Here is a 16,196-nt window from a genome sequence, read left to right as displayed (position 1 = left end):
ATCTAATAACCACTTCACAGCAGCGCAAGCCTGAATACGGTTTGCGCTGCTGCTGTTTTTCAGGAGGTTTTTATGCGAAAAAGACTGATAGCGATACTTTTGTGTGTCTCCACTATGCTGAGCCTTTGCACAGGCTTTGCTTCTGCCGCCAGCAACACCATCGGCGGTGCGCTGGGTGAGGTAAATATCACCAACGGCGGCTATAAAATGTCCTACCTCAGCATGAACGGCGTTGTCCGTTCCCAGTCCTACACTTACTTCAACTTTAAGTCGGCTAGCGGCGCGATCAAGGAAATCCCGGCCTACTGCATCAATCCTACGACAAAGGGCGTACCGCAATCGGTAAATCCCGGCGAGAGTATCAAGTACATCGCCAACGAAGCCAGCAGCGATCCGAAAATCATGGGTATCATTGCTAACGGCTATCCGCACAAAGGTTTATCTGAACTCAAGCTGGATAATAAGCAGCAAGCCTATTACGCTACAAAAATGGCGCTTTGGTGCTACCTGATAGACGATTGGAGTATTGACCGGCTAACACTTAATCCTTCACTGTCCGGTGCAGAAAAGGAGCGCGGTGAGAAAATCCTCGCGGCTGCAAAGAACATCTATAAAAACGGTATCTGGTGGAACCGTGTGCCGCAGCCTACCATCACGGTGACAGCCGATAAAGATTCGGCCTATCCCGTCACTGTGGACGGCAAGGAATACTTGCAGCAGGTATTTACGGCGGATTCAGAAACATGAGTTTGCGACTATGACATCGACATCGGTTTCACTATGCCTGATGAAGTGCCGGAGGGCACCCGCATCGTAGACATGAACAACAACGACATCACCAAGATCAGGACCTCGTCCAACGTGGCCAGCTATGCAGGTCAGTTCAAGGTGCTGTACCCCAAGGACAGCGTAAGCGACCAGACCGGCTCTGTGCAGATGTCGCTCCACGCCAATGTCTATAAGTACGCCATCTACTATGCCCTGTGTGCGGAAACCAGCAAGTATGGCACCCTCCAGCGCTATATGTGCGACACCGATCCTACGACGGAAATTCGCCAGTCTACCTTCAGCCGTTATTCTTCCACGCCGTCTGATACCCCGGACGAACCGGAAACACCCACAGAAACGACCCTTATCATCCAAAAGGTAGAAACCGGAACGAATACGCCCCTTTCCGGCGCAACTTTCGAGGTAAAGGCACCGGATGGGACTGTCCTCGGCAGTTTTGTTACGGATACCAGCGGCAAGATCATTATTCCGCTGACCCTCTCCGGCCAGTATGTCATTACAGAGAAAGCAGCGCCCAAGTGGCACCTGCTGGGCATGGAAACCACCAAGACCGTTTCCGTGGACTACGGCAACACCGCGACTGTCACCTTTGAAAATGCACCCTACGGCAATCTGCGCGTGGACAAGATCGACGCGGACAGCGGCGCTTCTCTCGCCGGTGCGACTGTGGAAATCAAGCACATCGAAAGCGGCGTCACCCAGACCGGCACCACCGACCTCGACGGCAGCGTGTACTTCGACAAGCTGAAGCCCGGTGCATATCAGGTGCGCGAGGTGTCTGCCCCCGGCGGCTATGTCAAGGACGACCAGACCTACACTGTCAATGTGACTTCCGGCACGGAAACCAGCTTTGTGCTGAAAAATCAGGCAAAGCCGGGTCTTACCATCACCAAGTACGATGAGCAGACCCATGAAGTTCTGCCCGATGTGACCTTTGAAGTTTACCGTGATACTGTCCTCATCGGCTCGTTCTCCACGGATGAGATGGGCCAGATCCGCCTGACCGACCTCCAGCCGGGAACCTATCTGGTGAAAGAGGTTTCCACCAGCGCAGGCTATGTGCTGGACAGCTCACCGCAGCAGATCGAACTGACCGCAGGCGGCGGTATAAAAACGCTGACTTTCTTCAACACTGTCAAGCCCGGTATCCACATCATCAAGGTGGACAGCCGCACGATGGAGCCGCTGGCCAATGTCAAGTTCCGCATTTCTCTGGTAGGCGGCACTTTCTCCAAGGAATATGTGACCGACAAGAACGGCGAGATCGACCTGACCACGCTGGAGCCGGGCGCGTACACCGTGGAGGAGATCACCGCGCCGAATGGTTATCTGATGGATGATGACAAGCGCGTTATCCGGATCAATGCCGGAGAAAACGCCCGTTTCGTGTTCACCAACACGGAAAAGCCGGTCCTGTCCGTGGTGAAATACGACGCGGAGAACGACACCTATCTTGCCGGTGCAACTTTCCGTATCGCAAAGATCGAGGACGGCAGCCACTACCTCGACCGCGTGACCGACACCAACGGGCGCATCTCCATCTCTGATTTGGAACCCGGCGTGTATTCAGTCAAGGAGATCGCAGCGCCCAGCGGCTATGTGCTGAACGATACGGAATACCATGTGGAACTGTTCCCCGGCAAGGACAGCACGCTGGTGGTGAACAACGAGAAGAAGCCCAACCTCAAAATTGTAAAAACCGATGCTGTGACCGGCGCACCGCTCTCTGGTGTAACTTTTACCGTCAACAAGGCGGACAGCAGCACGCTCACCACTGTCAAGACCGACGCCAACGGCGAGGCTCTGCTCACAGCCCTTGACCCCGGTGTGTATGTGGTGCGTGAAACCAGTGTGCCGGATGGTTATCTGCTGGACAGCGAACCCCAGACCATCACCCTCGTTCCCAACAAAACCGGCACGGTGCGTTTCCGCAATTATCCCAAGCCTACGCTGACCATCAACAAGGTGGACAGCATCACGAAAGACCCTATCAAGAGCGCAAAGTTCCACATCACCTATGCCAGCAACAACAGTTTCACCGGCGAGTTGAACGACCTCGGCACTTATTTCACCGATGAAAAAGGTCAGATCAAACTCACCAAGCTACGCGACGGCTGGTATCGTGTGACCGAAGTGGAACCGGCAGCTGGCTACGCCATCAAAGACCCGGCCACGCAGGACTGTTTCATTCAGGCAGGCACCGGTAAGACGCTGACCTTTGAGAACACGCCGCTTTCGGCGCTCATCATCAAAAAGGTGGACGCGGACAGCGGAGCCATGCTGCAAGGCGCGAAGTTCCGTGTGCGTTATCTGGGCGGAACCTCCGGCACCGGCGGCACGGTCATCGGAGAATACACTACCTCGGCCAACGGCACTATCGTGATCACTGGGCTGAAAGCCGGGACCTACATCGTAGAGGAAACCAAAGCTCCCGCAGGCTATGAGATCGACGACACGCCGCAGACCGTCTATCTCTCCGGTAAGGAGCAGGATGTGGTGACGGTGGAGTTTTCCAACGGCAAACACGGCGATCTTATCATCGACAAGATCGACAGCGTGACCAAGCAGCCGCTTCCCGGCGCGCAGTTCAAGATCACGACCTCAGATGGTTCGTTTGTCGGAAACTACGGCGGCACGGTCACTTCCAACGGCATTTACACCACGGACAGCAACGGCCAGATCAAGTTGGTCAACCTCAAACCAGATACCTATGTGGTAACGGAGATCAAGGCTCCGGACGGTTATGTACTGGACAGCACCTCGCAGACCGTCAAGGTTGACCGAAACGACACGCAGACACTGACCTTTACCAACACGCCTATCGGCGGCGGCCAGATCATCAAGGTGGACGCGGACAGCGGCAAGCGCATCAAGGGTGTGCAGTTTGAGATCGCCAAGATGAACGGCGAGCGCATCGGCACTTATACCACGGACAGTAACGGCGTTATCACGCTTCCGCAGCTTGCGGACGGCTGGTACACCGCCACCGAGATCAAAGCTGCAAAGGGCTATCTGCTGGATACGACACCCCACAATTTTGAGGTGAAAGCCGGAAAGACGACCTCGCTGACCGTAGAGAACACGCAGGCCAGCTCCATGCTCATCCACAAGATCGACAGTGTGACCGGCAAGGGCATTTACGGCGTGACCTTCCTCGTTTCGGACAGCAAGGGCAACCCCATCGGCCAGTGCACCTCCGACCAGAACGGCTATGTCTATATCGACAAGACGCTGACGGACGGAAAGTACCTGGTGCGGGAAATCCAGGCGGCGGACGGTTATGTGCTGGATACCACAGTTCGCACCTTTTATGTGGAATATGGCGCGACTTCTACGATTACATGGAAGAACACGCCCACGATGGGACAAATCCAAATCACCAAGAAATCCGCAGACGATAACCCATTCAATGCGCTTGCGGCCGGAACTTTTTTGCCCGGTGCAACCTTTGAAATTTATAATCGTGCTGGTGATTTGGTAAATACCGTTGTTACTGATAAGAATGGTGTTGCGAAATCAGATACCCTGCCTTTGGGACGCTATACCATCCGCGAAACCAAAGCACCGGTATTTTACAGCGCCACCACACAGCCCATCGAGGTGGAGATTGAATTCTCCGGCCAGATCGTGCGCGTGGAGGTACTGAACCAGAGCGTGTACACTAATGTTTCCGTGACCAAGCGCGGCTACAAGCAGGTCACGCCGTCCCAGACCATCCGCTACGACTTCAAGAACATCGCCAACAACTCCACCGTACCGCTGAACAGCTTCTACTGGCGCGACACACTGCCGACTTCGGCGGTGCGTCTGACCAAGATCATTACCGGCACATGGAACCAGAAACTCAGTTATAAGGTGGTCTACAAGACCAATCTGCATGACTACCGCACGCTGGCGGACAACCTATCCACTATGAAGAACTATTCGCTGGACGCTTCGCCTGCGGCACTGGGACTGGCCTCCAACGAGTATGTGACCGACTTCATGTTTGTTTTCGGCACGGTCAAGGCTGGCTTTGCACAGGTGGATGCACCCTATATTCTCTGCTGGACAAATAGCTGGCTGAACAACGGTTACCAGTTTGCAAATCGCACCGATGTAGGCGGCCTGCACGGCGGACAGTGGATCATGGCGACAGACCGCTGGGTAACAACGGTCTACAAACCGGGTGTTACTACTCTGCCTAAGACCGGCTACTAAGCCGTGAAGCGCGATTCCAACGGAAGCGCCGTCCTGCTTTGGGCGGCGCTTGCCGTTTTCGTGGTCTGGCTGGCACTGCTGGGCGGTGGGTGCTGTGGTGAAGGTCTTAGGCTGTTTGAATGGCTGAACGCCTTTTCCGCTGCATTGGAAGCCCCGTTTTCCATCCACATTACGCCATACACAAAGAAATTTGTGCTGATTGCGCTGGCGTTCTATGGCTTTGCCGTGGCGTGGTACTACTCCGAAAAAGGCAACCGCCGACCGGGTGAGGAACACGGCTCTGCCTACTGGGGGCGTCCGAAAGAGGTGTGCGCCCACTTCCGAACCAAGAAGAACGACCGCTATCTGCTCATTTCCAAGCATATCCGTATCAGCATGAATGTCCGGGCACTGCCGCCACAGCATCAAGTGAACGCAAACATTCTGGTGATTGGCGGCTCCGGCGCAGGCAAGACACGCTTTTTCATCAAGCCTAATCTCATGCAGGCGGAATGTTCCTACATCGTATGTGACCCAAAGGGCGAAACCTACCGCGCTGTGGGCGGTCTGCTGGAGAAGATGGGCTACGAGGTGACGATTTTCAACCTCATCGACATGAAGCAGTCCGACTGCTACAACCCGTTTGCCTACCTGCACACGGATATTGACGCCTTTCGGCTTATCAACACACTGATCCAGAACACCACACCGCAGAAGTCGCAAACCTCTGACCCGTTCTGGGACAAGGCGGAAACAGCGTTCCTTTCGGCGCTGATTTTGTACCTGTTCCACGAAGCACCGGAAAGCGAGCGCAACTTCGGCACGCTGATGTACATGGTCATCAACGCCGAGGCTCGTGAGGAGGACGAAAGCTACCGCAGTCCGGTGGATCTGCTGTTCGACGATTTAGAGCGTGTGGACGAGGATCACATCGCAGTGAAGAACTGGAAGGTGTTCAAGCAGGCCGGACCGAAAACCGCAAAATCCATTCTGGTATCTGCATCCACTCGACTGGCGGCGTTCAACACGGAAGAAATGGCGCACCTGACCAGCCGCGATGACCTGTCGCTCGGCACACTGGGCGACCGCAAGCGAGATTTCACGGCTGCGGCAGGTTGCCAGCACGCGCTCAAAGTCCTCCGGCAGTGCGACATTGGCGAACTCGTCCATCAGCACGCGCACCGGAACCGGCAGTCTGCCGCCGTATTTATTGTCTGCGGCATGGTACAGTTCGCGGAACGCCTGCGAGTACATCAGACCCACAAGATAGTTGAAAGTGGTATCCTCATCGGGAATAACGGCGAAAATGTCTCCATCAATATCGTCATTCAGAACATGGCGCAGCTCAAGAAGCTGTTCAAGGACAGCTGGGAGAATGTGACCGGCAACTGCGACACACTGCTCTATCTGGGCGGCAACGAGGCCAGCACCCACGAATACATTTCTAAGCTGCTGGGCAAGGCCACCATCGACACCCGAACGCGCGGCGTGACGAAGGGACGCAGCGGCTCCAGCAGCACCAATTATCAGAACGCAGGTCGCGAACTGCTCATGCCGGACGAGGTGCGGATGTTGGATAACCGCAAGGCGCTTATCTTTATTCGCGGTGAACGCCCGGTGATGGACGACAAATATCCTATTCAGAAGCATCCGAACTACCGTTTGACCGCTGACGGCGGCAAGCCGCCCTATCAAAAGAAGTTTGACATTCCCAGCTATGAGCAGAATGACCTGCCGCATGAGATCAACATCGAAAATCTTGAAATCTTGGAGGAAACTGAACATGAAGAAGAAATCCACTCTGAACCCCATCGACCGGACGCGCAAGGCAAAACGGCGTTACTTCGCCGCTGTGCTGACTTGCGTGCTGGCCTACGCCGTCTGTACGCCCGCTTTCGCCGCAGGTGAAGATCCGCTGACCGCCATCAACAACCTGTCCACCTTTGTCTTTTCCGCAATCAAAGCCATCGGCGTGATCCTGCTGGGCTGGGGTGTGGTGCAGATCGGTCTGAGCTTGCAGTCCCATGACCCCTCTCAGCGCAGCACCGGCTTTCTGACTTTCTTCGGCGGTCTGGTGATTGCATTTGCGAAAGAAATTCTGGATCTGATCTTGAAGTAAACGATATAAATAGTGACAGCCGCCTGTTTTTTCATGGAACAGGCGGCTGTTTTCTGGAGGTGATAACTTGGACGACAACTGGATCGTAGAAAATCTGGAGGGCGCATTTGCCACATGGAACTCCAAGCTGACCGAGATATGGTCGCTGGTGAGCGAAACGCCGCAGCACTTCAAGAACGGTGCAATTTGGGCGATATGCCAGAACATCAACACCGCATTACAGGCTATCGGCTACGGGCTGCTCATTCTGTTTTTCGCCGTCAGTATTTTCCGCAGCACGGCAAATTTTCAGGACTTCTGTAGACCCGAACAGGCGCTACGATACTTTATACGCTTTGTCGCAGCAAAAACCGCCGTGACCTATGGCATGGACATCATGACCACGCTGTTTACCATCTGCGGCGGTATCGTCAGTGCGGTAGCGGGCAATCTCGGCAATCTCACAGGCGCGTCTGTGACGCTCCCAGAGGAAATCAAGACTGCCATTGACGAGGTAGGCTTTCTGGCGAGTATCCCGCTGTGGCTGGTGACGATTTTAGGCAGCGTGTTCATCACGGCACTGTCTTTCGTGATGATAATGACCGTGTACAGCCGTTTCTTTCGGCTCTATATGTACACGGCGCTTGCGCCTATCCCACTGTCCACCTTTGCAGGCGATGTGACCTCGAATACCGGACGCACCTTTATCAAAAGTTACCTCGGCGTGTGCATGGAGGGCGCAGTCATTGTACTGGCCTGCATGATATTTGCCGCCTTTACCGGCGGCGGCGCACCGGGTATCGCAGACCCGGACGCTTCGGCGGTGACGATGGTGTGGAGCTATCTGGCGGAAACCATCTTCAATATGCTGGTGCTCGTAGGGCTGGTAAAGGGCGCAGACCGCATTGTGAAAGAGATGATGGCACTGTAAATTGTCCGTTTTTTCGGACAGAAGTTTTACTATGATTTTATCAGAACAGCAAAGCTGATTTTTTGCACAAAACCCCAGACTGCGTTACACTGGTACCATCAAGGAGGTGCTGACCATGTTCAGACAAATTATTTTCCCCATCTTATTTTTTCTGCTGCTCCCGTTGTGGTTCAAGCTGCTCATCAAGCTGAGGCTGGGGCCTGCGCTGGTTTATGTGATCCTCGGCAACACCGTCTGGCTGGACTGGGCGGCACACCACACGTCGCTGGCGGATGGTATCCTGTTCGCCATTCTCGGTGTAACGGCACTAAGCTGGCTCGTGACCTTTTACCGCAAAATCCGTGACCATCAAATCGAATAAACCCTGTGAGGAGTGCAAACGCACTCCTCTTTTTCTTGGAGGTGACTATGGAAATCCGTATCAATCGTGAAGTGCGAAATTATCACGAATCCATCTTTTTCGGACTGTCTGCACGGCAGTTCGGCTGCTCCCTCGGCGCTGTTGCAGTTGCCGTGGGAGCTTATTTTTTGCTCAAAGACCCCATCGGAAAGGAAAACGCAAGCTGGCTGTGTATGCTCTGTGCCGCGCCGCTGGCGGTCGCTGGATTTTTCAAATACAACGGTCTTTCCTTTGAGCGGCTGCTTTGGGCGATGTTCAAGACCCACATCCTGTGTGCCGGACGGCGGCTGTATAAGAGCGAAAACCTGTATGACCAACTTCTGCACATTCCAGAAAAGAAAGCGAGGAAACGCAAGTGAAGAAATTCGGACGAAAGAAAGAGCGTGCTTCTGTACGTCTGCCGAAAACGGCCCAGCAGTCCATTCCCATTCGCCGCATCCACCGGGATGGTATCTGGGAGGTGGACGGCAAATTCAGCCGTTGCTGGCGCTTCACCGACATCAACTATGCTGTGGCGGACGAGGAAGATAAAAAGGAAATGCTCATCCAGTATTGTGCGCTGGAAAAGGCGTTGCCGACGGACGCGATCACGAAAATCTCTATCATCAACAAGCGGCTGAATCCGCTGGAATTTCAGAAAGAAATGCTCATGCCGTCCAAGCAGGACGGGCGCGACGATTACCGCAAGGAATACAATCGTATGCTGCTCGACAAAGCCGCAGAGGGCAACGGCATTGTGCAGGAGCGGTACATCACGGTTTCCGTGGAGCGCCGCAGCATTGAGGAGGCGCGCAGCTTCTTTGCCCGTGTGGGCAGCGACCTGTCCGCCAACATGAAAAAGCTGAACTCCAAGCTGTACGAACTGGACAACAAGGAACGGCTGGGTATCCTGCATGACTTTTTCCGTATTGGTGAGGAGGATTCGTTCCGCTTTGATTTCGATACTGTGGCCAAGCGCGGACACTCGTTCAAGGACTCCATCTGTCCGGACAGTATCCAGTTTCACTCTAACTATTTTGAACTTTCGGACAGCAAAGTGGGCCGCGTACTGTTCCTCAAGGATTATCCGGCCTATTTGGAGGACAGCTTTGTAAAAGAACTGACCGAACTCAACCGCAATCTGATTTGGTCCATCGACATCCAGCCTATTCCCACGGATAAGGCGCTGAAAGAGATACAGAACCAGTCCCTTGCGGTGGAAACGGATATTACCCGTTGGCAGAACAAGCAGAATCAGAACAACAATTTCTCCGCCATTCCGCCCATGCAGCTTACCGATGCACGGGACACGATGCGTTCCATGCTGGACGATCTGACCATGCGCGACCAGCGCATGACTCTGTGCGTGATGACCCTCGTTCATGTGGCGGACAGCAAAGCACAGCTTGACGCTGACACCGACACCATCCGCAGCATTGCAGGCGGCAAGAACTGTGAAATGAGCGTGCTGACCTACCAGCAGGAGGATGCGCTGAACACCGTTTTGCCTTACGGTCTGCGGCGAATTGACACCTTGCGGACACTGACCACCGAGAGCGCCGCCGGTCTGGTGCCGTTTTCCTCGCAGGAGATTCGACACCGCGGTGGCGTGTACTACGGTGTGAACGCCACCAGCCGCAATCTGATCGTCTGCGACCGCCGACAGCTTTTGAACAGCAACGGCTTCATTCTGGGCGTGTCCGGTTCGGGCAAGTCCTTTGCGGCCAAGGAGGAGATCACCTCTATCGCGCTTTCTACCGACGATGATATTATCATCGTTGACCCGGAACGCGAGTATGCGCCGCTGGTGCGGGCATTGGGCGGCGAAATCGTGCAGATTTCAGCAGGCAGTCCCAACCACATCAACGCGATGGATATGACCAGCGGTTACGGCGAGGAAGAAGGCAAAGCGGACGATCCCCTGATTTTGAAAAGCCAGTTTGTCATGTCCCTGTGCGAGCAGTTGATGAAGCCGGAGCCGGTGGGCGCGAAAGAGCGTTCTATCATCGGGCGGTGCGTAGGCAATGTGTACCGTGAGTATATCAAAGATTACCGCAATCCGCCTACACTGAAAGACTTCCGTGAGGAACTGCTGCGCCAGCCGGAGCCGCAGGCCCAGTCCATCGCGCTGGCACTGGAATTGTTCGTAGATGGCACACTGGATGTATTCGCCTATCAGACCAATGTGGATATGAGCAACCGCATTATGCTGTTCGATATTTTTGACCTCGGCAGTCAGCTAAAAACCGTGGGTATGCTGGTCATGCTGGACGCGATTCTGAACCGTGTCATTGAAAACCACAAGCGCGGACGGCGCACATGGATCTACATTGATGAGATTTATCTGTTCTTCGCCAATGAGTACAGCAGCAACTTCCTCGAAGAAAGCTGGAAGCGTTTCCGCAAGAAAAACGCCGCCGCGACCGGCATTACACAGAATGTTACCGACTGTCTGCGTTCTCCCACAGCAAAGAATATGCTGGCAAACTCCGAGTTCCTGCTCATGCTGTCGCAGGCTCCCACCGATCAGCAGGAGCTTGTAAAAATGCTCCGCATTTCGGAAGAACAGCTTTCCTATATCAGTAATGCGGAGTCGGGACATGGCCTTATCAAAGTCGGCGGCGCAAAAGTGCCGTTCATCAACCAGTTCCCACGCAACACGGCGCTGTACCGCCTTATGACGACAAAGCCGGGTGACTTGTTGTGAAAGAGATACGAACACGCCCGAAAAACCGGGATATTCAGACCCGGCAGACCACCGCCTTTCTGCCAAAACAGGCTGTTCGGCGGCAGTTCAAGAACAAGAATGATACGCCGGAGGAAGAACAGACTTCACCTTATCAAGAGCCGGTGGAACGGTTTCAGACCAAGGAACAGCGTGCGGCGGAGATCAGCAGCCGCACGGCGTTCCGCTCCGGCAAGGCGCTGGCGCAAAAGCAATTCGACCGCAAGTTCAGCGCCGCCGAGCCGAAAGACAACAGCGCTTCACCCTCTGCAACGGTACAAACCGAACCGCCGCAAGTCACCCATGCTAAGCAGAGATTCCGGCAGGCACAGGCCAAGAAGCAGACCGAACGCTGTCGAGAAACTGCGGATATCATGGAAAAGCATGAAGCCGCACAGGTGCAGACGGATATTGCAACGCTGGAGCAGCAGGTAGAATTACCATCCCTCAATGGCGATACACCAAAGTATACCGGACAGCATCGTACTCCAAAACAACGAAAATCATCCGCCACAGCGCCGAAAGAGAAAAAGCCGCTCCGTGAACCGATGTTCACAGGGCGGCAAGCGCAGTCCATGCGTCAGCAGGCGGCGGCGAAAGCGCAGGCACAGGTCGCAACGAAAACAAAAGAGAAAATGCAGCAGCAGTTCGTGCAGGAAACCGCACAAAAGACCGCACAGACGGCAAAACGCGCCGCAAAAGGCTTTGTATGGCTTAAAAATGCAGTCATTCGCGTCGGACAAGCTGTGGCGCGGGCGGCGGTGGGACTTCTGGGCGGTGCCGGGGCGCTTATCGCTCTGATTCTGCTCATCGGCGGTGCGGCGGCGGTCATCGGGACACCCTTCGGTGTATTCTGGTCGGGCAACGACAGCGACGCACAGTCTGTTCCGCAGGCGGTAGCGCGCATCAACAGCGAGTTCGCCGCCGAAATCAGCCGGATACAGGTTGAGAACCCGACCGATAGCGTGGTGATCCACCGGGAGCCGGACGGCGGCAGTGACCTGACCATCCGCAACTGGACGGATGTCATTGCTGTGTTTGCGGTCAAAACCGCCGGTGCGGACGCCGATGCCACCGATGTCGTGACGATAGACGAGGAGCGTATCGACCTTATCCGCACGGTGTTCTGGGATATGAATACCATCAGCTACTATGTGCAGACCATTGAGCATAAAGATAGCACAGAAAACATCCTGCATATCACCATCACCAGTAAAAAAGCAACCGATATGCCGGATTTTTATAACTTCACTAAGAGCCAGCGTGAAGCCTTGGAGGAAGTGCTAAAACCGGAGTACGCGCAAATGCTGGCAGAATTAGTGGGCACCTACGGCGGCGAGGTCACGCTGGATGAAGCGCAGATCCGCGCCATGCTTGCCGCCATGCCCAAGGACATTTCCGAGCGACGGCGTGCTGTGGTAGAAAAAGCATATTCACTTCTCGGCAAAGTGAATTACTTTTGGGGCGGCAAAAGCAGCACAATCGGCTGGGATGCCCGTTGGGGAACGCCAACTCGTGTCACTGCCGCCGGAAGCAGAACGACCGGAACCGTTCGCCCGTATGGACTGGACTGTTCCGGTTTTGTCGATTGGGTATTCAACAATTCGCTGAGCTATGTGATTGGGCACGGCGGCGGCGCAGCCAGCCAGCATGACCACTGCAAACCCATCTCATGGAGCGAAGCACAGCCGGGTGATCTGGTGTTTTACCCCGGCGATACTCATGTAGGCGTGTTCGTCGGCAAGAACAGCAACGGCGATCCGCTTATCATCCACTGCGCCAGCTCGCAGAATAATGTGGTGCTGACAGGCTTGCAGGGATTTGTGAGCATTGGCAGGCCGGATTGTTTTTAATCAAAAAGTACAAAGATCCCGGTACGGTGCAACTACCGTACCGGGATTTACTCATTTAAGAGGTTTACTACTCTGATTCGTCAACAATTTGTGACGCAGAAACATCTGTTATACTAAAGTTGCCAGGATTCTCTGATTTTCAAGTGTGACATCAACTGTTAAAAGGAGTGTTAATCATCGCAGAAATCTACGCATATGTCCGTGTTTCCACGCGGGAACAAAATGAGGATAGGCAACTTATCGCAATGAACGAATTACAAGTGCCGAGAAAGAATATTTTTATTGATAAACAATCCGGCAAGGATTTTGAACGACCGCGCTACAAAAAACTGATAAAGCGACTGAAAAAAGACGATTTGCTTTACATCAAGAGCATTGACCGACTTGGACGCAATTATAACGAAATTCAGGAGCAATGGCGTATTCTGACGAAAGAGAAAGCCGTTGATATTGTCGTGCTGGATATGCCACTGCTAGACACCCGGCGAGGAAAGGATCTGATGGGAACCTTCCTCAGCGATATCGTATTACAAGTGTTGTCCTTTGTTGCGGAAAACGAACGTATTAATATCCGCCAGCGGCAAGCGGAAGGTATCGCGGCTGCAAAAGCGAGAGGTGTACGGTTTGGAAGAGTGCCAAAACCATTGCCACCTAATTTCCGCACCGTCTATCAACGCTGGAAACACGGTGAAATTACCGGGACCGCAGCAGCTAAAGAATGTGGGATGCCGATCTCTACATTTCGTTATCGAGCAAAAATCTATCAAAACGCCAAGTTATCGTAAGAAATGTATTTTTTACAAGAATGTGTACTTTTTGGCAGCTCAACTGCTTATATTTTTTCTCTATTATAGCACTGTTGCATAGGAATTACTACCATTAAATAATATCTTACCCAATATAAACCTCAACTAACAAAAAAGTACACCTTTTGACATCTTGTAACTGCCATTGCACGGAAGGAGGACAGCACAGCATCAATGCGGCGGACGAAAGAACTGCCGCGCAAGATTAGAAACCTGTCAGGATATTGCCTTGGCAGGTATTACTATATGTAAAGGAGCATTTGATGTGAAAACGAAATTATTGTCATGGCTGTTGACAGTAAGTCTGCTCATGACCATGCTTCCGACTGCTGCGCTGGCTGCTGCGGCTCCCGGAACAAGCAGCGGTACAAGCAGCGGTACAGTTATCTATGTATCCGAAAACGGCGATGATTCAGCCGCCGGCGATGAGAGCGCACCCCTAAAAACAATTGGTGCAGCATTTACGAAGGCAGCTGACGGAGATACCATCTGCCTGCTTTCAGACATAGTTTTGCCGAGTGAAACCGTCTTGTCAGGTGATAAGTCAATCACGCTGGTGGGTAATGCCGGAGAAGCTGCACCTACGATCAAATATAGTTGGGATGGTGTCACAACCAATAACCTCTATATGATTGAAATCGGTGCCGAAAGTGGTACAAGCACACAGACGAATATTACGCTGCGAAATCTGACGGTAGATGCAGAAGCCCAGGATATTCGCTGCCTGCGTGTTTGCCCTGGCAGTCAGCTTATCCTTGCAGATGGTGCGACTGTTCGCAATGGCCGAGCAATCAATCAGGATGAAACGACTGGTACCAGCGACTGCGGTGGCGGCATCGTTGTAGATAACGGCGCCAAACTGACGATGGAGGATGGTTCCAGTATCACCGGCTGTTCTGCCGAATGGGGTGGTGCTGTCTATCTCAGTGGCGAAATGGCGATCAACGGTGGCGAGATCAGCAACAATACTGCCGTTGGTGACATTTACGAGATCAACGGCGTTGATCGTTCCGCCAGCGCACACGGCGGCGCAATTATGATCCGCGCTTGCCGAGCAGACTATGCTACATCTTATGACGCTCCTGCCAAACTGACCATGCGTGGAGGTACGATCAGTGGAAATGCGGCTACCAGCGATGTCAGCGCCTTTGGCGGTGCGATTTCTATTATCGGTACACCCAATACAGGAAACCTGACGAACACATTTGTCATGTCTGGCGGTACGATCTCCAACAACAAGGCAGGTTACGGTGGTGCCGTCTCGGCGTATGCAGCCGACAATTATTGGCATGGCAATACCAGCATTCAGTTGTCTGGCAATGCTCAGATCAAGGACAATATCGCCCGCAACTATGGCGGCGCTATCTGCCTGTTCGGCAATAATGCGCAGAATTATACCGACACGCTTACAATGAGCGGCGGCATGATTTCCGGCAACAAAGCAAACTCTGCCGGTGGCGGTGTGTATCTCTCTGCCCATGGCGACCAGATGTTTATGACCGGAGGCAGCATCCGAGAGAATGAAGCCGGTTATGGCGGAGGTCTGTCAATCCGTTCCGGCAACAGCGGTGCAAATCCCAATGCCGCTGCTTATCTGCTGGGCGGTACCATTCAGAATAATAAGGCAACTGAGGGATACCCCCACTATGATGATGCTTCGGAGCGAAGCTATTACGGAAACGCAGTTTATCAGGATGGCAGCCTCTATCTTGACGGCACAAAAGCCAACATCAGCGGCGATATTCGTATCGGCTGCCGCTTTGATACAAGCGGAGGAATTTCCACCAACCGTTTTGTAGCTTTGGTCGGCGCATCGGATACGATGAACGATTACGAGTTGACTTCTTTTGATAGTGAATCCTTGGACGGCAGAGTAGTTGTTGCCCCCGGTGCGATTACTTATGGCACAGAAACCTATAGCGTAGCAGATGCCGAGCCGTATCTGTCGCATTTTACACACAACCATAAGGAAATTATTACAGATACTGATTATACGGCAAAAACGGGAACTTCTTCTCAGGCGAAGAGCCTTGTTCTGTACGGAGCGATCCAAAAGTATTCTGTTACCTACACAGACGGTATCGGCGGCGCCAGCTTTGCGGATGAGGTGACCAGCGACCTGCGCCGTGGAACACCCACCCCGGCTTTCACCGGCGGAACGCCGACCCGCAGTGGATATACCTTTACCGGCTGGGAGCCGTCCGTAGCCGCAACGGTAACGAACAATGCCGTTTATACCGCACAGTGGGCAAAGAACAGTTCCTCATCCCATCATTCGACCCGCTATACGCTGCACTATGAGTCGAACGGCGGCACGGCTTACAAGGATGAGCGCTATTCTTCCGGCACGAAAGTGACGCTCGATAAGACCCCGACCCGCGAGAGTTATACCTTCACCGGCTGGTATGCGGATAAGGAACTGACTCAAAAGATCAG

At 53.5% G+C, this 16,196-nt stretch carries 11 protein-coding genes and 1 pseudogene; all 12 read left to right on the top strand.

All coding sequences use genetic code 11. From position 1 onward, the window contains the following. Positions 1-72: 72 nt before the first annotated feature. Positions 73-747, top strand: coding sequence for a thioester domain-containing protein (locus tag PGY33_RS14395; RefSeq protein ID WP_330423318.1), 675 nt, complete (start codon positions 73-75; stop codon positions 745-747). Between the two features lie 33 nt (positions 748-780). Beyond that, on the top strand, positions 781-4,989 hold the full coding sequence (locus PGY33_RS11675; RefSeq protein WP_330423319.1) for a SpaA isopeptide-forming pilin-related protein: 4,209 nt from the start codon (positions 781-783) through the stop codon (positions 4,987-4,989). Positions 4,990-4,992: 3 nt separating this feature from the next. Continuing rightward, a pseudogene (locus PGY33_RS11670) lies at positions 4,993-6,000 on the top strand (type IV secretory system conjugative DNA transfer family protein); the annotation flags it as partial. A gap of 189 nt (positions 6,001-6,189) precedes the next feature. Continuing rightward, entirely contained in the window at positions 6,190-6,876 is a 687-nt protein-coding gene (locus PGY33_RS11665) for a type IV secretory system conjugative DNA transfer family protein (RefSeq protein ID WP_270478780.1), read from the top strand. After that, positions 6,821-7,087, top strand: coding sequence for a glutamyl-tRNA amidotransferase (locus PGY33_RS11660; protein ID WP_243038492.1), 267 nt, complete (start codon positions 6,821-6,823; stop codon positions 7,085-7,087). The genes PGY33_RS11665 and PGY33_RS11660 overlap by 56 nt, the downstream gene beginning before the upstream one ends. 67 nt (positions 7,088-7,154) lie before the next feature. After that, a complete protein-coding gene (locus tag PGY33_RS11655) occupies positions 7,155-7,997 on the top strand; it encodes a hypothetical protein (RefSeq protein ID WP_118479527.1) in 843 nt (280 codons plus the stop codon). 115 nt (positions 7,998-8,112) lie between these two features. Then, the gene (locus tag PGY33_RS11650) at positions 8,113-8,358 is read left to right on the top strand and encodes a hypothetical protein (RefSeq protein WP_117487783.1); all 246 of its coding nucleotides are present in this window, start codon (positions 8,113-8,115) and stop codon (positions 8,356-8,358) included. A 47-nt stretch (positions 8,359-8,405) separates the two neighbouring features. Then, positions 8,406-8,756 carry a PrgI family protein gene (locus tag PGY33_RS11645; protein ID WP_118479529.1) on the top strand — a complete coding sequence of 117 codons (351 nt, stop codon included), beginning with the start codon at positions 8,406-8,408 and terminating at the stop codon, positions 8,754-8,756. Continuing rightward, positions 8,753-11,083, top strand: coding sequence for a VirB4-like conjugal transfer ATPase, CD1110 family (locus PGY33_RS11640; protein ID WP_118479531.1), 2,331 nt, complete (start codon positions 8,753-8,755; stop codon positions 11,081-11,083). The genes PGY33_RS11645 and PGY33_RS11640 overlap by 4 nt, the downstream gene beginning before the upstream one ends. Further along, positions 11,080-12,954, top strand: coding sequence for a C40 family peptidase (locus PGY33_RS11635; RefSeq protein WP_243022893.1), 1,875 nt, complete (start codon positions 11,080-11,082; stop codon positions 12,952-12,954). Before PGY33_RS11640 ends, PGY33_RS11635 begins: the two co-directional genes overlap by 4 nt. Before the next feature lie 245 nt (positions 12,955-13,199). Further along, on the top strand, positions 13,200-13,739 hold the full coding sequence (locus tag PGY33_RS11630) for a recombinase family protein (RefSeq protein ID WP_243022894.1): 540 nt from the start codon (positions 13,200-13,202) through the stop codon (positions 13,737-13,739). A gap of 301 nt (positions 13,740-14,040) precedes the next feature. Further along, a partial coding sequence (locus tag PGY33_RS11625; protein ID WP_270478765.1) for an InlB B-repeat-containing protein occupies positions 14,041-16,196 on the top strand: 2,156 nt, incomplete at its 3' end.

Origin of the sequence: Butyricicoccus sp. AF18-9LB (assembly GCF_027684505.1) — a bacterium.
GTDB lineage: Bacteria > Bacillota > Clostridia > Oscillospirales > Butyricicoccaceae > Agathobaculum > Agathobaculum butyriciproducens.
The sequence above is the reverse complement of the archived record's forward strand: the minus strand, read 5'-3'. Positions and strand labels throughout refer to the sequence as shown.

Bases quoted from the DNA above. Each gene is read 5' to 3' on its own strand.
- PGY33_RS14395 (WP_330423318.1), top strand. From the start codon at position 73: ATGCGAAAAAGACTGATAGCGATACTTTTGTGTGTCTCCACTATGCTG.
- PGY33_RS11675 (WP_330423319.1), top strand. From the start codon at position 781: ATGCCTGATGAAGTGCCGGAGGGCACCCGCATCGTAGACATGAACAAC.
- PGY33_RS11665 (WP_270478780.1), top strand. From the start codon at position 6,190: ATGGTACAGTTCGCGGAACGCCTGCGAGTACATCAGACCCACAAGATA.
- PGY33_RS11650 (WP_117487783.1), top strand. From the start codon at position 8,113: ATGTTCAGACAAATTATTTTCCCCATCTTATTTTTTCTGCTGCTCCCG.
- PGY33_RS11645 (WP_118479529.1), top strand. From the start codon at position 8,406: ATGGAAATCCGTATCAATCGTGAAGTGCGAAATTATCACGAATCCATC.
- PGY33_RS11630 (WP_243022894.1), top strand. From the start codon at position 13,200: ATGAACGAATTACAAGTGCCGAGAAAGAATATTTTTATTGATAAACAA.